The following is a 19,638-nucleotide window of genomic DNA, read 5'->3' as shown; positions in this document are numbered from 1 at the left end:
TCGCGCGTGCTGGCCGCTTCGGCATTGACCGTGTGGGTGGCGCTGGCCTGGCCGGCGGCCTTGGCTGGAGCCGCCACGCAGGCCTCCCGCGCATCGTCGAGCCCGGTATCTCCGGCCGGTTTGCGGTTTCCTCCCGGCTCTCGGGTCGAACCCTTGGCGGATCGCATGTGGCTGAATGGCGCCGCGATGCAGGCATTGATGTTCGATGCGCCCGTCGATGTGCCGGAACTGATCCGGGTTCTGTCGCGCCAGCAGTCCGCGTTCAGCGATCTCCTGATATTGCCGGGGCAGGCGATCCTGTCCGGTTGGGTTGGCGATGCCTTGTGGGTGGCGCGCATGGCCAGCCCCGGGGGCGGTCGTAGCGTCGGCAGCGTGTCGTCGATCACGCCAGCGGCCAAAGCTGTTACTGACATGTCCGCCTGGTTGCCGGCCGATGCGCGGCTGATGCTGGACTTCGCGGTCGAGCAGGCAAGCGGGACCGTGGCCGAGTCGATCTGGTGGCATCTTCTTGCGCCGTCGCGGTTGGCGCCGTTGTTGCGGCAAGGATTGCTGCGCGCGGGTTGGCGGGATCTCGGCAGTGATCGGGCCGTGGCCTGGCAATCATGGCGGCGGCGCGACGAGCGCCTGCAATGGATGTTGACGCCGCTCGATGCCGGCAGTGGCCTGTGGATCCGGCGGTGGACGCCATGACGCGCAGGCTCGTCCCCGGCCCACGGCAGATTGCCGTCTTCCTGCTGGCTCTGGCGGCCGGCCTGTTGTCCGCATGGGCGGTGCGTGAGCATGTGCGGCAGCGTGTCGAGACCCTGGAAGCCGAGGGGCGTGTGCCGCTGGTCAGCCGTCTGGTCGCCGCTCACGACCTGGCGGCCGGTACGGTGCTGGAAGACCGGCATTTGGCGGTGCGCGACATGCCCGCGCAATGGGCGCCGGCGAGCAGTCTCGAGCCGGGGGCCGTCGACAGTGTGTTGGGCATGCGACTGGCGGCGGCGCTGCCTGGCGGCGAACTGGTGCTCAATGCCTGCCTCGCGGCCCCTGATCCCATGGCCAAGCCGTCGTTGGCGTCGCGGCTCGAGGCGGGACAGCGCGCCTTCGTGGTGCCGGCCGCCGACCTTGGGAGCCTGGCCGCGGCGTTGCGGGTGGGAGATGTCATTGATGTCTATCTGACGCTGCCGCGTCATGGCCAGGAAGCTGTTGTGCCCGTGTTGCGAGGCGTGCGGGTGTTGACCGCGGCCGATGGGCTCCTTCCGATCACATTGGCGGCATCGGTGGATCAGATCACCAGCTATCTCATGGCCAGGCGGGCAGGCGCGTTGACCGCCGTGTTGCGTGATGCTGCAGACGTCTCGGATAGCGCTGCCCTGGCGCCCGCTGAATTGATGTCGTTGCTGAATGGCGATCGCCAGTCCCGGCCCGCGCCACGGGTGGTCATCCTGTACGGCGACCGGCTGGGTGATCAGGCGCAGGCATCGAGCCTGCCCCCGACGGATCCTGAATCGGAGTTTCCATGAACATCGGAATGATCGCGGCGTGGTCCGCAATGTGCCTGGGGGCAGCCGCGTTACCCGCATGGTCCGCGGGGCAGACGCTCGACATGCAGGTCGGAGAGAGCCGCGTGTTGGCGGCGCCGGGCGTGACGCAGGTGGCCATCGGCAACGGCGAGGTGCTCAGCGCCGTCGCCGCCGAGGGCCGCGAGGTCGTGGTCTTCGCGCGCGCCGAAGGCATGTCGTCGGTGCAGGTGTGGGCCGACGGCGGCGTCAGGACCTACTCGGTCGAAGTGGCGCCGGCGGGCGCCCCGCGGTTGCGGGCGGAAATCGAATCCTTGCTGGCGCGCATTCCCGGGGCGCGCAGTTCGGCGGTGGGCGGACGCATCGTGATCGAGGGCGATGACCTGTCCGATGACGACCGCGACCGGATCGCCGCGCTGGCGCAACGTTATCCCGAGGTCGTCGATTTCACGGGCCAGGTGGGCTGGGACAGCATGGTGCTGCTGGATGTGCAGGTGGTGGAAATCCCCTCGTCGAGGTTGCGCGAGATCGGGGTGCGGTGGGATGGCATGACGCAGGGCGGCCTCAATGCGGCGCTGGCATGGGATGCCGGGTCGCTTGGCCGCATCGCGCGGCCGGGTGAACAGGTGGTCGATGCGCCGGGGGGCGCTGTCGTCCGCCGCCGGCTATTTCGGCGTCAATGCCCTGTTGTCCGCCCGCATTGCCGCGCTGGCCCAGAGCGGCGAGGCCGTCATGCTGGCGCAGCCGCAACTGCTGGCCCGCAGCGGCGCCAGCGCGACGTTCCTGGCTGGCGGAGAAGTGCCCTATGTCTCGACCGATTCGCGCGGCAATCCCACGACGCTGTTCAAGCCCTACGGCGTATCGCTGCGGATCACGCCGCGCATCGATCGCAACGGCGTCATCCGCTCGCTGATCGAGGTCGAGGCCAGTTCCGTCGACATGGCGCTGACCGCGGCCGGCGGGCCGGCGCTGCGCACGCGCCGGGCATCCACCGAATTCAACGTGCGCTCCGGTGACACGCTGGTCATCGGCGGCTTCCTGTCGCGTGAGCGCGCCGACGATGCCAGCGGCATTCCCGGCTTGAAAGACATCCCCATTCTCGGCGCGCTGTTCTCGTCGCGGCGCTACCAGCTGCGTGAGACCGAGCTGGCCATCTTCGTGACCCCGCGGATCGTGTCGCGTAACGAGTCCGCGATGGCGGATCGGGTGCGGCGCGCGCGCGCCGTGGTCGACGCCGCATTTCCGCAACCGTCCCGGTTGGGAACCTCGCCACTCATGGACGCGGGTTGGAGCTCCCGCGCCGGGGCGGGTTCGCAATGGGACAACGACAGGCCGGCGTCCGCGCCGGCCACCCAGGAGTAGCGCCATGCTTGAAATCCAGATGACCCTTGAAGATGCCGCCGTGCGGACCATTGTGGCTGCGATGCCGGTGTTGATCGGCCGCGGCGTCCATTGCGACCTGCGTATCGCCAATTGGCGCGTGGGCCGCCAGCATGCGCGGCTGCGGCGCGAGGCGTCGGCGATCGTGCTCGAGGACCTCGGCGCGCTTGGCGGCACCTTTGTCAACGGCTTGCGGGTGGCGCGCCATGTGCCGGTGGGGCCGGATGACGAGATCCTGATCGGTCCCTGCCGCCTGAAGGTGGCGCCCGCGCGGCGGGACGGCGGGAGCAACGCGGCGCTGCCGGCCGCGCCACCGTCGTTTCCCGTGCAGGAGGTGGCGGCGACCTCGCAGCCTGTCTCGTCGTTGCCCTCCCTGCAATGGCGTCGCCGGCTGCATGCCGCGCTGCTGGGCGCGCTGGACCTGCGCCGGCGCGACGTGGCGGGCATGAGCGACGCGATGCTGCGCGCCGAGGCCGCGCGCCTGTTGTCGCTGATCGTGGCCGACGATGCTGGCTTACCGCTGGCCGTCGACCGGGAGGCCCTGTGCCGCGAGGTGCTGGACGAAGCGGTCGGGCTGGGGCCGTTGGAACCGTTGCTGGCGGCGGCGGACGTCAGCGAGATCATGGTCAACCGGCATGACGAAATCTACGTCGAGCGCGACGGCCGGCTGTGGCGCCATGCCGGCGCCTTCACCGGTGAACAGTCGGTGCGCCGGGTCATCGAGCGCATCGTCACCCCGCTGGGACGCCGCATCGATGAAAGCTCGCCCATGGTGGACGCGCGGCTGCCCGACGGTTCCCGGGTGCACGCCATCATTCCCCCGATCGCGTTGAAAGGCGCGAGCCTGACCATCCGCAAATTTCCGACGCGCCGGCCCGGGATGCCGGATCTATTGGCGACGGGCGTGCTCAGCGATGCCATGGCGCGGTTCCTGACCCGATGCGTGCGCCTGCGCAAGAACCTGGTGATCTCGGGCGGCACGGGGACGGGCAAGACCACGTTGCTGAACGTCCTGTCCAACGAAATCCCGGAAGGCGAGCGCATCGTCACCATCGAGGATGCGGCGGAACTACGGTTGAGCCACGAGCATCTGGTGTCGCTCGAGGCCAGGCCGTCCAACCAGGAGGGGCGCGGGCGGATCGATATCCGCGAATTGGTGCGCAATGCGCTGCGCATGCGGCCGGACCGGATCGTGGTGGGGGAATGCCGCGGCGCCGAGGCCTTCGACATGTTGACGGCCATGAATACCGGGCACGAAGGTTCATTGACCACGTTGCATGCCAACTCCGCCAGGGATGCGCTGGCGCGCCTGGAGTCGATGGTGCTGATGGCGGGGCTGGACCTGCCGCTGGCCGTCGTGCGCGAGCACATCGCGGCCAGTATCGACATCATCGTGCAGCAGGCGCGATTGTCCGACGGGCGGCGCGTGGTGGTGTCCGTCGCGGAAGTCACCGGCATGGAGAGCGGGCGCATCCAGCTGCAGGAGCTGTTCCGGCATGAGCGCCATGGCGGATTCGCCGGGTGCGGCGTCGTGCCCAGCTTCGCGCAGGCATGGCAGGAGGCGGGCCAGGGCCTGGATGTGTCCTGGTTCGCCGTTGATCACGTGGCCGCGGGCGCCGGTTGTGCGGCGAGGCCGGCGTGATCTGGCTCGCCGCGCTTGCCGCCACGGTGTGCGTCACGGCATTGGCCTGGGGCGCGCAAAGCTGGCTCGCGCCCGCGCTGCGGCGCTACCGCGAGCATTACACGCACGAGGCGGAGGGGCGCCTCGGAGAGTTGTTCCTGTTTGTCGATCCGGCATGGCTGTGGGCGGGGCCGATGGCGCTGTCGGTCCTCGCGGCGGCGTTGGCCTTTATCGCCACATCCAGCGCCGCTGGCGCGGTACTGGCGGTCGCCTTGGCTCTGCGGACGCCACGCGTGCTGATGAACGCCTGGCGGCGACGGCGCATCCGGCGCTTCGAGCGCCAGCTGCCGATGGCTTTGCTGATGCTGGCGTCAGCCCTGCGCGCGGGCATCGCCCTGATGCCCGCGCTGCGGCAGGTGGTGGCGCAGGGCGATTCGCCGCTGGCGCAGGAATTTGAACTGGTGCTGCGCGAGCAGCGGCTGGGGGTGCCCTGGGACGAGGCGCTGGAGCATCTGAACACGCGGATGGCGGCCGACTCGACCACGCTCGTGGTGGTGGCGATGCGTGTCGCCGCGCAATCGGGCGGCGGTCTGGCCGAGGCGCTCGACGGCATCGCGCGGGCGGTGCGGGCGCGGCTGCAGTGGCAGGCGAAGGTGCAGGCCCTGACCTCGCAGGGCCGCATGCAGGCCTGGATCGTTGGCGGGCTGCCGGTGTTGCTGCTGGCGGTGCTGAGCCGCCTGGAGCCGGACGGCATGGCGTTGCTGTGGCATACGAGGCAAGGCTGGATGGTGCTGGCGTTGCTGGCAACGCTGGAAATCGCCGGCATCCTGCTGATCCGGCGCATCGTCCGGATCGATTTCTGAGGGAGGACGGCGATGGGGCTGTATCCGCAAGCCTGGCGCATGCGTCTTGCGGCGACGGCCGCCAGGGCGGGGTTGCCCGCGACCATGCTCGGCGAGGGCATCGTGATACTGAGTCTGTTGGCCGCGATGGCGGGCACCGCACTCGCGGGCCTGGCCGTGTCGTTGTTGCGAGGCAGCGGCATGTTGACCGGGCCATCGCCGACGGATTCAGGGGCCGCTGGCTACGTCGCGTGGGGCGTCGTCGGCGCGCTGATGGCGGGCGCTTTGCCGGGAATATGGCTGCGAGGCCGGATACGGAAACGTCGGCGGCGGATCGAACAGGGCTTGCCGTTCGTCCTCGATCTGATGACCTTGTGCGTCGAGGCTGGCCTGAGCACGCATGGCGCCCTGCGAATGGCCGCCACGAATGGCCCTCCCGGACCGTTGCGCGACGTTCTGGGCGAGGCGCTGGCGGACATGCGGGCCGGCCTGTCCAGGGCCGCCGCCCTGCAGGCCCTGGCGGATCGTTGCGGCAGTCCTCTGGTGCGTCAGTGGACCGCGGCCCTGGCCCAGGCGGACGCCCTGGGTATCAGCCTGGGGCCGGTATTGCGGGAGCAGGGCAGGCTATGCCGCAGCGAACGCGCGTGGCGCGCCGAACGGCTGGCGTTGCAGGCGCCGGTGAAGATGCTGTTGCCGTTGATCGGCTGCATCTTCCCATGCACTTTCATCGTGCTGGCGTTTCCGATTGCCGTGCGATTGCTGCAGGGGGGGCTGGTGAGCGCCCGCCTGCCTTTGCCGCGGGCGCGACTGCGGCTGCTGCGGGTCCGGAGCTGGCCGGGCCGGATGCGCGGATTGCTGGGACGCCGGCCGCCGGGACCGCGTTCGGGCCTGTTGCTGGCGCCTTGCCGGGCGGTGCATACCTTTGGCATGCGCCATGCCATCGACGTGGTGTTCGTGGCGCGCGACCGGCGGGTGGTGAAGGTGTGCAGGGCGCTGGCGCCCTGCCGGGTGGCGTTATGCCTGGGCGCCGTGGCCGTTGTCGAGGTTCGGGCTGGGGCTGTTGATGCCGAACACGGAGGTATACGACGGATAGAAGCTGCAATAGAACACGCCTGCCGCGGCGATCGTGAACGGGATCTGCAGCGTGCTGGCCAATTGCGGCGACAGGCCGAGAGCGACCAGCAGCCCGGAGCACAGGTCCAGGAACAGGGCGATCAGGACCCAGGTGGCGGCGTAGACCAGGAACGCCCACTTGTTGCGCCAGCAGGCGATGCCGGAAAAGAACAGCGCCTGCGTCAGCCGCAAGCCATGCCAGGCGACCAGCACCGGCGCATACCAGAACAGCGCCGCGATCACGATATAGAGAATCGTGAAAATGATGAGCGGCGCGCGCAAGGCCATCAGGATGGGTTCCATGCTGTTCTCGATGGACGCGATGCGCATGCCTTCGGTGAACGCGGCCGAGAACGGCAGGAAGGTGGCGAGCCCGGCCGCCAGGCTGACGGCCGCGTACAACAGGCCCATCAGGAACAGTTTGCGGAACACCCCAGGCTGCTTGAGTGGCTTGGCCCACATGGAGGGCAGCATGACCCGGTCCGCCTCGACATGCTTGCAGGCCGCCAGGCTCATCAACGTGATCGACGGCATCAGCGCGATGAACAGGATCGGGCCGACGATCTGTGCGGCGAAGGCGAAAATGACCAGGAGACTGTTGACCAGCGCCCAGGTGTACATGGCCAGGGGTTGCTTGCGGAACAGACGGAAGCCGTCTCGGACCCATTGCCAGCCGGAAGACGCGGGTAGGAATGCTGCTTGCATGGCTCTCTTGGGGAGTGATCTCTCAATAAGGGACGTGCTACCCCCAATTATGGGGGGCGTAACGATTACGGCAATACCGGCAGGCCCGGGCGGTGGCGCGCTTGCAACACTCTTTCGAAATGGCGGGGGTCGTGCGGCTTGAGCGTCTGGGCCGGGCGCGGCAGGAAAAAGTCGTACAGGCGCGACAGCCAGAAGCGCAGGGCGGCCGCGCGCAGCATCAGCGGCCAGGCCTGGCGCTCGGCGTCGGTGAACGGGCGCACGCGGGCATAGGCGTCGAGCCAGGAGTCGACCAGTTCGGGGACGAATTCACCGGTGTCGCGTTCGATGCACCAGTCGTTGACGCTGACCGCGACGTCGAACAGCCAGGTGTCGCAGCCGGCGAAGTAGAAGTCGATGATGCCGCCCATGAGCGGATCCTCGAAGGTGCCGGCGAACAGCACGTTGTCGCGGAACAGGTCGCAGTGGGCCGGACCGGCGGGCAGCGTTTGCCAGGCGGGGCTGGCGGCCGCGGCCTGCTGGGCGGCCAGTTCGGATTGCAGCAACTGCGCCTGGCCGGCTTCGAGGAAGGGCAGGACCTTGGGCGCGGTCTCGGTCCACCAGGACAGGCCGCGCAGGTTGGGCTGCTGGATCGGGAAGTCCCGCGCCGCCAGGTGGGCGCGGGCCAGGGTGGCGCCGGCCAGCGCGCAATGGGCGGCCCCCGGGGCGGGTTCGTAGCCGCCGGGCAGGCGCGAGACGATGGCGCAGGGCTTGCCGTGCAGCGTGGTCAGGCGGGTGCCGTCGCGCAGCGTTTGCGGTTGCGGCACGGGGATGCCGCGGCTGGCCAGGTGGTACATCAGTTCGATGTAGAACGGCAGCTGGGCGTGCGTCAGCACTTCGAACAGCGTCAGCACGTACTCGCCGCGGCTGGTGTACAGGAAGTAGTTGGTGTTCTCGATACCGGCCGTAATCCCGCGCAGCGAGACGAACTCGCCCAGGTCGAAATGCGCCAGCAGGGCGCGTGCGTCGTCATCGGATACGGGGGTGAATACGGCCATTGATCTACGAGAAGAGGGGAGTTGACGGACGTGTGCCACGGACGCGGGCGCGTGCTTGCGCGCGGCGGCGGCGCAATTTTAGACCACATGGCCTGGGGCGGTGGCGCCGTCGTTGGCCAGCTTGCCGGGCAGAATCCCGCCAAGCACCGTAAAATACCGCATCCCCTTGTTTTGACGAGTGATTCTTGGACTCCCCCGACTGGCGGCTGTGCGTCGCCCCGATGATCGATGTGACCGACCGGCATTGCCGCTATTTCCACCGGCTGCTGGCGCCGCGCGCGCGTCTGTATACCGAAATGATCACCACCGGCGCCTTGCTGTACGGCAACGTCGCGCGCCACCTGGACTTCGACGAGGCCGAGCATCCGGTCGCGTTGCAGCTGGGCGGCAGCGAGCCGGATGCGCTGGCGCAGTCGGCCAGGCTGGGGCGGCAGTGGGGCTATGACGAAATCAACCTGAACTGCGGTTGTCCGTCGGAACGGGTGCAGAAGGGCGCGTTCGGCGCCTGCCTGATGGCCGAGCCCGACCTGGTCGCCGACTGCATCAAGGCGATGCAGGACGCGGTCGACATCCCGGTGACGGTCAAGCACCGCCTGGGGCTGGACTATGACGAGTCCTACGCCTTCGTGCGCGATTTCGTCGGCAAGATCTACGACACCGGCTGCCGGGTTTTCATCGCCCATGCGCGCAATGCCGTGCTCAAGGGCCTGTCGCCCAAGGACAACCGCGAGATTCCGCCGCTGCGCTACGACGTGGTGCGCCAGCTCAAACAGGATTTCCCGGACTGCGTCTTCGTGTTGAACGGCGGGCTGGCCGATGCCGGGCAGTCGGTGCGCGCGGCCGCCGATTTCGACGGCGTGATGCTGGGCCGCGCGGCCTGGCATACGCCCCGGGTGCTGTCCGAAGTGTCGCTGCAGCTGTGGCCGTCGGTGCGCCTGCCCAGCGATGCCCAGGTGGTCGACGCGATGATGGAATACGCCGCGCGCCAGGTGGCGCAGGGCGTGCCGCTGCGGGTCATGACGCGGCCGATGCTGGGCCTGGTGAATGGCCAATCGGGCGCGCGGCGCTGGCGCCGCATGTTGTCGGATCCGGCGCTGCTGGCCGCGAACGATCCTGCCCTGATCTATGACGCCTGGCGCAGCCAGCGGCATGCGCCGCCGGAGCGCGGCGCCGCGCTGGCGGCGGCGCCGGCGGGCGCCTGAACGCGCATCGTCCCTGAATGCAACAACGCCCAGACGGCCGCGAGGCCGCCTGGGCGTTGTCCATTGGTCGACCGCCGGGCCCCGGCGATGACGCCGCCGCCCGGCAACCGCCGGTGGCTCAGGACTGGGTCGATTCCGCGCTTTCGGCGGGCCAGTCGCGGATGTAGGCCTTGAGCATGTTGTTTTCGAACTGCTGTGCCGCCACGATGGCCTGGGCCATGTCGTAGAACGAAATCACGCCCATCAGCGTCGGACCGTCCATGACGGGGATGTAGCGCGCGTGCTTTTCGAGCATCAGGCGCTGCACTTCGTCGGCGCTGGTGTTGGGCGACACGCTGACCGGCGCGTCGTCCATGATGGAACGGATGGTGGTTTCGCCCGCGCCGCCATGCGCGTGCATGTGGCGGATGATCTCGCGGAACGTCAGCATGCCGACCAGCGTGCCGAATTCCATGATGACGAGCGAGCCGATATCCTGCTCGCTCATGGTTTGCACGGCCTGGGACACGGGCATGTCCGGCGATGCCGTGTAAAGCGTGTCTCCCTTGACGCGCAGAATCTCGCTGACCTTCAACATCGGTTTCTCCTGGGCGGTGGTGCCCTGATTGCTATTTCTTGTTCGCTTCCAGCTGCAATACCGGGGCGACGCCATTTCCGGTATTTTGCGCTTCTCCGCAGAGTTCTTCCAGCACGGGCGTATTTTCCCGGGAAATCACGGCCGCCGCGACCCGCAGGATTTCGCCGTCGTCGCGCACTCGCGGCTGGCCGCGATCCAGCAGGAAACGGTCGACCACCGGCTCCAGCGAGGTCTCGCGGGCGTCGCAGGTCAGGACCCAGAGGTCGTCCGGGGTGCGTGTGACGAGGTTCATGTCACACAGGGTTTCCAGGACGTCGTTCAATTCATCCTGGTGCAGTTTCAGCTTCGAGGCCAATTGGCTGGCCGGCAGGCCGGGGGGCGTGCGGGACTGGGCGCGGCGCAACGTGCGCAGGACCTCCACCGCGTCGACGAAGGGGGCGCCCGCGTAGCGGTTGAATTCCCAGCGTCCCAGGCGGATCAGCGGGGCGCTGGCGGCCAGGGTGGCGCCCAGCAGCACCGCCAGCCAGGACAGGTAGATCCACAAGAGGAAGATCGGCAGCGTGGCGAACGCGCCGTAGATGACGGTATAGGTGGGGAACCGCGTCAGGTAGTAGGCGAAGGCGGACTTCATGACCTCCAGCGCGAGCGCCGTCACGCAGCCGCCGATGAGGGCATCGCGCCACAGCACCTGGCGGTTCGGGACCACCACGAACAGGGCGGCGAAGCCCAGGGCGGTCAGCACCAGCGGAATGAACGAAATGGCGACACTGACGATCTCGGGCACGTCGCGCACCAGTCCCAGCGATTCGCGCGCCACGAACGAGGTGGCCCAGAGGCTGGCGCCCGCCACCACCGGCCCCAGCGTGATGACGGCCCAGTAGACCAGCGCCCGCTGCGGCAGCGGCCGCTGCCGCGTGACATGCCAGATGTCATTGAAGGCCGTGTCGATCGTCATGATCAGCAGCAGCGAGGTCACCAGCAGGAACGCGCCGCCGATCGCGGTCAGGCGCGAGGCCTGGCGGGCGAACTGGTTCAGGTATTCCATGATGTTGTCCGAGACGGACGGTGGCATCAGGCTGTTGGCGAGGAAGTCCTCGAGCGCGACCCGGAATTCCTGGAACACGGGAAACGCGGTGAACAGCGACAGCACCACGGCCAGCATCGGCACGATCGCCAGCACCGTGGTGAAGGTGAGGCTGGAGGCGACCTGCAGCAGCTTTTCTTCGTCGGCGCGCTGCGCGGTGAAGACAAAGGCACGCCCGACCCGCACCGCCCACGATGCGCGCGGGGGCGGGGGCTCGGGGGCCGCCGTCGCGGCGGCGGCGGGCTCGGCGGGGCGGTTCATCAGGCGATAATAGCAGCATGAACCCTGAACTCAACCCCCGCTTGCGCCTGGCGGCCTCGCTGTCGCTGTTCGCCCTGATCGTGCTGTGCGTCACCTGGGAAACGCTGGTGGCGCCGCTGCGCCCGGGCGGCTCCTGGATGCTGCTCAAGGCGCTGCCGCTGGCGCTGCCGCTGCGCGGCATCGTGCGCGGCAACCTCTATACGTATCAGTGGGCCTCGATGCTGTCGCTGCTCTACCTGATGGAGGGCGTGGTGCGCGCCATGTCGGATCCGGCGCCGCTGTCGGTGCTGATGGCGTGGGGCGAGATCCTGCTGTCGACGGTGTTCTTCGTCAGCGCCATTTTCTACGTGCGGCCGGCCAAGCGGGCCGCCAGGAGCCAACGCGCATGAGCGCTCATTCCCTGTCCGAACTGCAAGCCGTCAATTCGTTCGCGGCGCTGCCGGCCGCGTTCTACACGCGGCTCGAGCCGCAACCGTTGAACCAGCCGCGGCTGTTGCACGCCAACGCCGAGGCCGCCGCCTTGATCGGGCTGGACCCGGCCGTGCTGCGGACGCCGGAATTCCTGCGGGTATTTTCCGGCGCGCAGCCGCTGCCCGGCGGCGATACGCTGGCCGCGGTCTACAGCGGCCACCAGTTCGGCGTGTGGGCCGGACAACTGGGCGATGGCCGCGCCCATCTGCTGGGCGAAATCCAGGGGCCGGCGGGCGCCTGGGAATTGCAGCTCAAGGGCGCCGGCAAGACGCCGTATTCGCGCATGGGAGACGGCCGCGCGGTGCTGCGCTCGTCGGTGCGCGAATACCTGGCCAGCGAAGCGATGCACGGCCTGGGCATCCCGACGACCCGCGCGCTCGCGCTGGTGGCCTCGGACGATCCGGTGTGGCGCGAAACCGTGGAAACGGCCGCCATCGTGACGCGCATGTCGCCCAGCTTCGTGCGCTTCGGTTCGTTCGAACACTGGTCTTCGCGCCGCCAGCCGGACCTGCTCAAGACGCTGGCCGACTACGTGATCGACCGCTATTACCCAGAATGCCGGGCCGTGCCCGCCGGCGAAGCGCCGAGCGACACCGCGCCCTACGTGCGCCTGCTGCGCGAGGTCACCCGCCGCACCGCATTGCTGATGGCGGACTGGCAGGCGGTGGGGTTCTGCCATGGCGTCATGAACACCGACAACATGTCGATCCTGGGTCTGACCCTGGATTACGGCCCCTATGGTTTCATGGACGGTTTCCGGCTCGGCCATGTCTGCAACCATTCCGATTCCGAAGGCCGCTATTCCTGGAACCGCCAGCCTTCCGTGGCGCTGTGGAACCTCTACCGCCTGGGCGGCAGCCTGCATACGCTGGTGCAGGATGTCGATGCCCTGCGCGCGGTGCTGGACGAATTCGAGGGTGTGTTCACGCGCGCCTTCCATGACCGCATGGGCGCCAAGATGGGCCTGGCGGCCTGGCTCCCGGCGGATGAACCGCTGCTGGATGACCTGCTCAAGCTGATGGACGCCAATCAGGCCGATTTCACCCTGACCTGGCGGCGGCTGGCGGACGCGGTGTCGGGCAACCGCGCGCCGTTCCAGGACCTGTTCATCGACCGCGAGGCCGCCGCGGCCTGGCTCGACCGCCTGCTGGCGCGCCAGGGGCAGGGCGGACGTCCGGCGGCCGAGGTGGCCGAGGCCATGAACCGGGTCAATCCCCTATATGTATTGCGCAACCACCTGGCCGAGGAGGCGATCCGCGCCGCCAAGGCCGGCGACGCCAGCGAAATCGAGACGCTGATGACGTTGCTGCGCGCGCCGTTCACGGCCCGGACTGGCTACGAAAAGTACGCCAGCCTGCCGCCGGACTGGGCCAATGGCATCGAGGTCAGTTGTTCGTCCTGATGTTCGTTGTGCGCGCGTATTGATGGCAAAGCGGCATTTTGAGTGCGGAAAATACGGAAAATTGGCGCATTGAGACGAAAAATCGCGGTTTTTTTCTCTGCAATCATTCGTTTCCATTGTAAAAGTCGTAAGATTGTCGCCTGCGGGACACTCAGGATGGCATGCCTGTCACTGGGGCATTTGTCGACAATTTTCAATATAAAAGCACTCTGAATATGCCTGGCGCAGATGGTTTGCTGTGTATCGGCCTGCTTGAGGATGATGCGGACTTCCGGGAGGAGTTGGCGTTGGGCCTGGGCGGGTACGGTTTCCGTGTGGCGTTCGCCTGTGACAATGCCGCGGCGTTCTACCGCCGCTTGCAGGAACAACCCTGCGATATCGTCATACTCGACGCCCATCTTCCTGGAGAGGACGGTTTTTCCGTGGCGACGCGCCTGCGCGCGCTGAGCCCGGTGGGGATCGTCATGCTGACGGGCCGCAGCGCGCTCGAGGACCGGGTGCGCGGCCTGGAAGGCGGCGCCGATGTCTACATGACCAAGCCCGTCGACCTGCTGGAACTCAGTTCCGTCATCCGCAGCCTGGCGCGCCGCATGCGCCTGGCCAAGTCGCCGCGTCCGGCCGATGCCGAGACCCGCGCGGCGGCGGCCGACACCTCCTGGTCGTTGCAGGATGGCGGCTGGATCCTGGTGGCGCCGGATGGCGCGTCGCTGCACCTGAGCGCCCAGGAACGGACCTTCCTCATGGCGTTGATGGACGCGGCCGGTTCGGCGGTCAGCCGCCAGGCCCTGGCCGAGCTGTTCCTGCCGGATAGTCCGGGCGGGTTCGAATTGCGCCGGATCGACGTGCTGGTCAGCCGGCTGCGCGCCAAGGCGCAGAGCGCGGGCCTGAAACTGCCGGTGCTGTCAGTGCGCGGCCAGGGTTACGTGTTCGCGGCCTGAGCCTGCGTGTCCGGCCCGGGAGGCCGGGCGGGCAGGGTGATGACGAAACGCGTCCCCACGCCCACTTCGCTGTGCATCGCCAGCGAGCCGCCCTGGCTCTGGCAGATGCGCCGCGCCAGATACAGGCCGATGCCCATGCCCTGGGTTTCACGATGGGCCGCGCGGCGAAAGCGCGGCTCGAAGATGCGCGCCTGTTCCTCCACGCCAATGCCGGGGCCGCGATCGGTCACGGCCACCCACGCCATCGGCACACCCTGCTCCTCGGCCTGGCCGGTTTCGATCCGGATCGGCTCGCTGGCGGGCGAGTATTTGACGGCGTTGTGGATCAGGTTGCGCACCACCACGCTGGTCAGCGCGCGGTCGCAATAGACCGGCAGCGCCGCGCCGCTGGTCTGCAGCCGCAACGCGTGGGCGGTATCGGGTTGCATGGCCGCGACGACGTCGCTGGCCAGCTCGGACATGTCGGTCTGTTCGCCGCGCGGGGTCCAGGCCTGCTCGCCGAGCCGGTCCTGGTTGAGCAATTGTTCCATCAGTTCCGTCATGCGGGTCACCGACCGGTGGATCCGCGCCAGCCGGTTGTCGACGGCCTCGCCGCTGCCGGACAGGATCATGTCGAGCGATTGCGCCGCGGCGCTGATGGTGGCGAGCGGGGCGCGCAGTTCGTGTGAGATCAGCGCGTTCATCTGGCGTTGCGCGTCCAGCGCGCCGGTCATTTCCACCAGCCGCAATTCGCCCTGGACCAGTTGCTGGGCGTCATCCGCTTCCTGGCGCGCGGGCTCCGTCTGAACCCGCCGTTCCAGTCCCGCCAGCAGCAGGGTGGCCAGCGCCAGCAGCAGCCGCGCCAGCGGCACCAGCGGACCGCCCTCGGCGGGGGCCGACCAGGCGTCGTGAGCCAGGATCCAGACCGATGACAGATGCACCGCGCCCAGCGCCAGCGTCGCGGCGCGGCGCGGGGAGGGGCGGGCGGCGGCGGCCAGGAACCAGGCCGCCAGCACCGCGCTGGCGGTCGCGCCGGCGCCGGCGATCAGCGTGGGCATCAGGCCGCCATCGGTGTCATAGACGAAGATCAGCGCCAGCGCGGCCAGGCCGGTCAGCCCGATGCAGGCCCAGCGGCAGGCGGTGGCCAGCCGCGCCGCGGCCGGTTGGCCGGCCGTGATGAGGGGCACGGAAAGGGCCAGCAGCGCCGCGTACGAGCCCGCCTGCAGCGCGCCCGCGGGGAACAGCGTGGGTTGGGTGCGCAGGATGCCCTCGACCAGCGCGAAGGCCAGGCCGGCGCCGTAGATCGCGGCGCGGGTGTAGAACCAGGCGATGAGGCAGGCCACGGCGCAGGCCAGCGCGATGCCGGCCGTGAGGCCGATCAGCAGATCGGCGGATGCGTGACCGGGCGCGTCGGCCAGTGCGGCGCCGGGCCACGCCAGCAGGCCTGCCAGCGATCCGGGCCATGCGCGGCGCGCCGCGCGCGGGGCGGCCGCGCGGTCGGCGCGGCGTTGGCGCGAGCGCCAAAGGGTGCGAAGAAACAATCCTTCCGTCAACTAGGAACCCATTGTTGGTCAGGCGCGTGGTCGTGCGCGCGGGCGAAGTTTACGACAGCGCCGCGAATCGCGTGGACCCCGATCTTCTCCAGGGTGGCGCGGGTGGCGTCGTCGGGGACGTCTTCAGCGTACACCGACATGCCGAGCGAGGCGGCGGTCGCCACGACGGTCGCGGCCAGGTGCTGGCTGCCCGGGCTGTGCAGGATGCCGGTAATGAAACCGCCACACAGCTTGACGTATGACAGGGGATATTCGTGCAGGTGTTCCATCGCGCCGAATTGCCGCGACAGGCGCGACAGGCCGACACGGCCGCCGGCGGCGGTGACGATGCGGCACAACTGGCGCATCTCGTCGCCAAGCTCGACCAGCGCGGCCGCGTCCATCTCGACGATCAGGCGCGGGGACAGGGCCGGCCGGTCGGCCAGCATGCGTTCCAGCCGCGACAGGAACGCGCCCTGCGCCAGGGAAGCGCGCGACACGTGGACCGTCAGCCCGGCGTCGTGGGTGTACAGCCAGTCCAGCCCCAAGCGGATGGCCTGGATGTCGCATTCGGCGGACAGGCCCAGGCGCACCGCGGGCGGCATGAAGATCGCGGCCGGCACCGGATCGGCGCCGCGGCTGTCGTGCAGCGTCAGGCTGGCTTCGTAATGCAGCAATGCCCCGCGCACGTCCGCCAGCGCCTGCACCGTCAGCGAGAACCGGTGTTGTTCCAGCGCCGTGGACAGCGCGTCGTGCCAGCTGTATTCGCCGATGCGGGTGCTGTCGGGCGCCTGGCTGGCCGGCGCGATCTGGTCGTCGTCGGCGCTTTCGGCGCACATCAGGGCGTGGTCGAGCCGCGCCAGCGTGTCGCTGACGTTGTCGCCCGGCGTGAAGGCCGCCATCGCCAGCGCCCAGCGGCACCAGCCGTGCTTGTCCATCGGCACGCGCAGCGAGCGCAGTTCATGCCGGATCCGCTCGGCCAGCAAGCCCGCCTGGGGGGCGGAGGTGCGCGGCATCAGCAGGGCAAAGTCGGAACCGCCGATGCGCGCCAGCGTCATGTCGGCGCCGCCGTTGGCGTCCACCAGTTTGCGCAGCCGGTCGGCGGACGAGCGCAGCCACTGGTCGGTGAAGGCGCGCGACAGGTGCCGGTTGATCTGGGCCAGGTCGCGTTGCCGGAACATCAGGATGTGGCCGCCGGTGTCGGCCACCCGGCCGGTCAGCGCCTGGCGGAAATGGTCGATGAAATACTTGCGGTTGGGCAGCCGGGTGACGGCGTCGCGCTGGATTTCGCTTTCGAGCGACTCGATGCGCGCGTTCTGCTGCTGTACCGTGGCGGCGGCCTGGCGCTGGGCGTCGGCCAGCGCCGCGTCGACGCCGTCCGGTTCACGCGCGCGCCGGGCGTTCGCGCCGTCCTCTGCCCGCGCGCGGTCGCGGCCCAGGCCGTCGCGGCTGGTTCGCGCCTCCAGCCAGCGCATCAGGTTGGCGGCGAACAGTGTCCAGAACACGCCGGCGGCCAGGGTCAGGCCGATGACGCGGACGCCGCCTTGCCACAGGGTGTCGCGCGCCAGCCGGGCGTCGGCCTGCACGGTGACCGTGCCCAGCCGCCGCCCATCCGGCCCCAGATAGGGGCGGGTGGCGGCCGGCGCGTCCATGGAGAGCCAGGCGTCACGCCAGTCGCGCGGCGCGCCCGCCTGCCCGTTTTGGGCGGGCTCGCGGCGTTCGGCCTGCGTGTCCCCGTTTTCACCGGCGATGCGCACCAACGCATACATGCCGGCCCCGAACAGATCGTCGGCCAACTGCCGCTTGTCCTGCACGCCGCCCGGGTCGTGCGACAGGACCCAGGCCAGCGCGCTGGCGCCAGCCTGGCCCTGCTGGGCCAGCTGGGTGTTCAGATAACGGTGGGCGGCCAGCATCCCCAAGGCCTGTGCGCCAAGCAAGATGAAGGCAATCAGGAGAGCGGTACAGAGGATCAGCCGGCGTAATGTGGACATGGATTAGAGGTTCCCTTCGTGGCCTGCACCGTTGCCGGTGCCGTGCAATGCCGGCCTGCCAGTGAAAGGGGAGACGTCGGGCAGCGCAAGTGCCCTGACGGGAAAAATGCTGGATAAGAAACGTGACACACGTTACTAATACCTCAGTGTCGCCGCGTACGCTGTAATTCCGCATGTCACAGAACATACAGAATATTACGAAATCACCTGCGATATCAGACAACCTGTGCAATTATTTCGTTCGTGATAATTGCCCGGATGATAACTATTGAGACAGGCCGTATTAATTTTCCGGTTCCGGCTGTCGTAGTAAGGGCACGGCATGGCGCAAAGGACCGGCCAGCGACTGCTATCCAAGGACCGTCATGACCCCCAACGAGCAACCAGATCAGGGCAGGAATCGAAGGAAAGGGAGCGCGTTGCTCCTGAAGTGTGGCGTTTTTTTGCGAAAATAATGCATAATTTAAAAAATGTTACAGCCCTTGGGTTTCTTTCCGGACCACAACGCCAAGGGTTTCTAGATAGGGGGCTCCGTGCGTGAGAGTTACCTGCTCGCACTGTGCCTGACGCTCGTGGGCGCACTTGCAGCGATAAGTTTGTTTTTCGTCCGCCGGGAACGCGTCCTGCGCGGGCGATTGACGCGTGATGAATTGACCGGCGTCCTGAGCCAGCGGGAGCTGCATCGCCGCGCGCGCGCGTGGTTGAACCAGGCTGAACGACAGTCCGGCAGGGGCGCGTTCGGTCCTGGCGGACCGGTGCAGGATAACCAGGAATCCCTGGGCATTGCGCGCGCCCGCTCGGGCACGCGCGGCATTGGCGCGTTTTTCCTGGTCAGTTTTGACCAGTACGCCGAGATCAGCGCGATGCTGCGGGCCGGCGAAGACCAGACCTTGCTGGTGATGGTGGCCGACCGCCTCAGCCTGCTGACCCGCGCGCTGGGCGGCATGGTCGCCCGCACCGGCACCGACACCTTCACCGTGTGCATTCCGGACGTGGACGAGGAGGGCGCCGCCCAGGTCTCGGCCAAGCTGCTCGAAGACCTGTCCGTGCCCTACGAACTGGGCGGCCGGCCCCTGATCGCGGTGTTCCGCGTGGGCGCGGCGTTGTATCCGGACCACGGTCGCAGCGTCGAGGAACTGCAGCGTTGCGTGCAGGTGGCCATGGTGCCGCTCAAGGAGCGCGGCGGCCCCGGCTGGAACATGTTCGACTTCCGCATGCTGGCGCGCCAGCGCGACCAGCAGGGCCTGGAAAACGACCTGCGGCTGGCCCTGACGACCGCGTCGATGGACCAGTTCGAGTTGTACTACCAGCCGGTCTGCGACAGCGGCACGGGCGTGGTGCAGGGCTGCGAGGCGCTGTTGCGCTGGCACCATCCCGAACTGGGCAGCGTGTCGCCGGCCGTGACCATCGAGCTGGCCGAACGCAGCGGCCTGATCGTGCCGCTGGGCGCCTGGATCCTGGAGCGCGCCTGCTCGCAGGCGGCCTTGTGGCCGGCGGCGTGGCGCGTGCACGTGAACCTGTCGGTCAAGCAGATGAACGAGGACGGCCTGGTGCAACTGGTCTCCGACGTGCTTGCCTCGACCAAGCTGGCGCCGCGCAAGCTGGTGCTGGAGATCACCGAATCGATCTTCATCCTGCACTACGAGCGCCACGTGAAGATCCTGAACACCCTGCGGGCCAAGGGCATCGGCGTGGCGCTGGACGATTTCGGCTGCGGCTATTCCAGCCTGAACCATCTGCGGCACCTGCCCATCGACTGGGTCAAGATCGACCGCAGCTTCATTTCCGCGCTCGAGTCCGACGCCGGCAGCCGCGAGGTGGTGTCGGCGCTGTTCGGGCTGTGCCAGGCGATGCACCTGCCGGTGGTGGCCGAAGGCGTCGAGACCGAAGGGCAGCGCGAGATCCTCAAGTCGCTGGGCTGCCGCGTGATGCAGGGTTTCCTGCTGGGACGTCCCGCGCCCGCCGCGGAAATTCAGGCTTTGGCGTCGGCGGTGTCATAATCGG

16 protein-coding genes and 2 pseudogenes are annotated in these 19,638 nt (G+C 68.4%); 11 read left to right on the top strand and 7 right to left on the bottom strand.

Annotated elements, in window-relative coordinates; genetic code table 11:
• Nucleotides 1-6 precede the first annotated feature (6 nt).
• From AOZ49_RS07870 to AOZ49_RS33395, 6 genes and pseudogenes are all read left to right on the top strand, one after another.
• Nucleotides 7-690 (top strand): hypothetical protein, encoded by a 684-nt coding sequence (locus tag AOZ49_RS07870; protein ID WP_231690271.1) that lies wholly within the window; start codon nt 7-9, stop codon nt 688-690.
• Nucleotides 630-1,505 carry a Flp pilus assembly protein CpaB gene (cpaB, locus tag AOZ49_RS07865; protein ID WP_231690270.1) on the top strand — a complete coding sequence of 292 codons (876 nt, stop codon included), beginning with the start codon at nt 630-632 and terminating at the stop codon, nt 1,503-1,505. The genes AOZ49_RS07870 and cpaB overlap by 61 nt, the downstream gene beginning before the upstream one ends.
• Nucleotides 1,502-2,864: pseudogene (locus AOZ49_RS07860) on the top strand (type II and III secretion system protein family protein). Before cpaB ends, AOZ49_RS07860 begins: the two are co-directional and overlap by 4 nt.
• A gap of 4 nt (nt 2,865-2,868) precedes the next feature.
• Nucleotides 2,869-4,524 (top strand): ATPase, T2SS/T4P/T4SS family, encoded by a 1,656-nt coding sequence (locus AOZ49_RS07855; RefSeq protein WP_054474798.1) that lies wholly within the window; start codon nt 2,869-2,871, stop codon nt 4,522-4,524.
• Nucleotides 4,521-5,366 (top strand): type II secretion system F family protein, encoded by an 846-nt coding sequence (locus AOZ49_RS07850; protein ID WP_054474817.1) that lies wholly within the window; start codon nt 4,521-4,523, stop codon nt 5,364-5,366. The genes AOZ49_RS07855 and AOZ49_RS07850 overlap by 4 nt, the downstream gene beginning before the upstream one ends.
• Before the next feature lie 12 nt (nt 5,367-5,378).
• A pseudogene (locus AOZ49_RS33395) lies at nt 5,379-6,353 on the top strand (type II secretion system F family protein); the annotation flags it as partial.
• 6 nt (nt 6,354-6,359) lie between these two features.
• Here AOZ49_RS33395 and AOZ49_RS33390 read toward each other — a convergent pair.
• Nucleotides 6,360-7,163, bottom strand: coding sequence for a BPSS1780 family membrane protein (locus AOZ49_RS33390; RefSeq protein ID WP_054474797.1), 804 nt, complete (start codon nt 7,161-7,163; stop codon nt 6,360-6,362).
• Nucleotides 7,164-7,228: 65 nt separating this feature from the next.
• Nucleotides 7,229-8,197 carry a homoserine kinase gene (locus AOZ49_RS07840; protein ID WP_054474796.1) on the bottom strand — a complete coding sequence of 323 codons (969 nt, stop codon included), beginning with the start codon at nt 8,195-8,197 and terminating at the stop codon, nt 7,229-7,231.
• 185 nt (nt 8,198-8,382) lie between these two features.
• Here AOZ49_RS07840 and dusA point away from each other — a divergent pair, with 185 nt between their 5' ends.
• Complete coding sequence (gene dusA / locus AOZ49_RS07835; RefSeq protein WP_082380353.1) at nt 8,383-9,399, top strand: tRNA dihydrouridine(20/20a) synthase DusA; 1,017 nt, start codon at nt 8,383-8,385, stop codon at nt 9,397-9,399.
• Nucleotides 9,400-9,517: 118 nt separating this feature from the next.
• Here the strand turns inward: dusA and AOZ49_RS07830 are convergent, their stop codons facing one another.
• Both AOZ49_RS07830 and AOZ49_RS07825 read right to left on the bottom strand, forming a co-directional pair.
• A complete protein-coding gene (locus AOZ49_RS07830) occupies nt 9,518-9,976 on the bottom strand; it encodes a CBS domain-containing protein (protein WP_006387928.1) in 459 nt (152 codons plus the stop codon).
• Between the two features lie 31 nt (nt 9,977-10,007).
• A complete protein-coding gene (locus tag AOZ49_RS07825) occupies nt 10,008-11,321 on the bottom strand; it encodes a YihY family inner membrane protein (RefSeq protein ID WP_054474794.1) in 1,314 nt (437 codons plus the stop codon).
• 17 nt (nt 11,322-11,338) lie between these two features.
• On the opposite strand from AOZ49_RS07825, the gene AOZ49_RS07820 reads away from it, so the two are divergent.
• Together AOZ49_RS07820 and AOZ49_RS07815 are read left to right on the top strand one after the other, a co-directional pair.
• Complete coding sequence (locus AOZ49_RS07820; RefSeq protein WP_054432458.1) at nt 11,339-11,710, top strand: DUF2069 domain-containing protein; 372 nt, start codon at nt 11,339-11,341, stop codon at nt 11,708-11,710.
• Nucleotides 11,707-13,194, top strand: coding sequence for a protein adenylyltransferase SelO (locus AOZ49_RS07815; RefSeq protein WP_054474793.1), 1,488 nt, complete (start codon nt 11,707-11,709; stop codon nt 13,192-13,194). The genes AOZ49_RS07820 and AOZ49_RS07815 overlap by 4 nt, the downstream gene beginning before the upstream one ends.
• On the opposite strand, the gene AOZ49_RS33385 is transcribed toward AOZ49_RS07815, so the two are convergent.
• Entirely contained in the window at nt 13,128-13,562 is a 435-nt protein-coding gene (locus AOZ49_RS33385) for a hypothetical protein (RefSeq protein WP_231689970.1), read from the bottom strand. The two genes, AOZ49_RS07815 and AOZ49_RS33385, sit on opposite strands and share 67 nt — an antisense overlap.
• Here AOZ49_RS33385 and AOZ49_RS07810 point away from each other — a divergent pair.
• Entirely contained in the window at nt 13,476-14,132 is a 657-nt protein-coding gene (locus tag AOZ49_RS07810) for a response regulator transcription factor (RefSeq protein WP_225856727.1), read from the top strand. The genes AOZ49_RS33385 and AOZ49_RS07810 overlap by 87 nt on opposite strands.
• On the opposite strand, the gene AOZ49_RS07805 is transcribed toward AOZ49_RS07810, so the two are convergent.
• Together AOZ49_RS07805 and AOZ49_RS07800 are read right to left on the bottom strand one after the other, a co-directional pair.
• A complete protein-coding gene (locus AOZ49_RS07805) occupies nt 14,114-15,652 on the bottom strand; it encodes a sensor histidine kinase (protein ID WP_054474792.1) in 1,539 nt (512 codons plus the stop codon). The genes AOZ49_RS07810 and AOZ49_RS07805 overlap by 19 nt on opposite strands.
• An 8-nt stretch (nt 15,653-15,660) precedes the next feature.
• Nucleotides 15,661-17,556: an EAL domain-containing protein gene (locus AOZ49_RS07800; protein ID WP_054474791.1), complete on the bottom strand. Its 1,896-nt coding sequence runs from the start codon at nt 17,554-17,556 to the stop codon at nt 15,661-15,663.
• 611 nt (nt 17,557-18,167) lie between these two features.
• Between AOZ49_RS07800 and AOZ49_RS07795 the strand changes: the two genes are divergently transcribed.
• Nucleotides 18,168-19,634, top strand: coding sequence for a putative bifunctional diguanylate cyclase/phosphodiesterase (locus tag AOZ49_RS07795; RefSeq protein WP_054432454.1), 1,467 nt, complete (start codon nt 18,168-18,170; stop codon nt 19,632-19,634).
• The last annotated feature ends 4 nt before the right edge of the window (nt 19,635-19,638 follow it).

The organism is Achromobacter sp. 2789STDY5608615 (assembly GCF_001298995.1).
Classification (GTDB): Bacteria; Pseudomonadota; Gammaproteobacteria; order Burkholderiales; family Burkholderiaceae_B; genus Achromobacter; species Achromobacter insuavis.
Note: the sequence above shows the minus strand (reverse complement) of the source record. Positions and strands in the feature narration are given on the sequence as shown.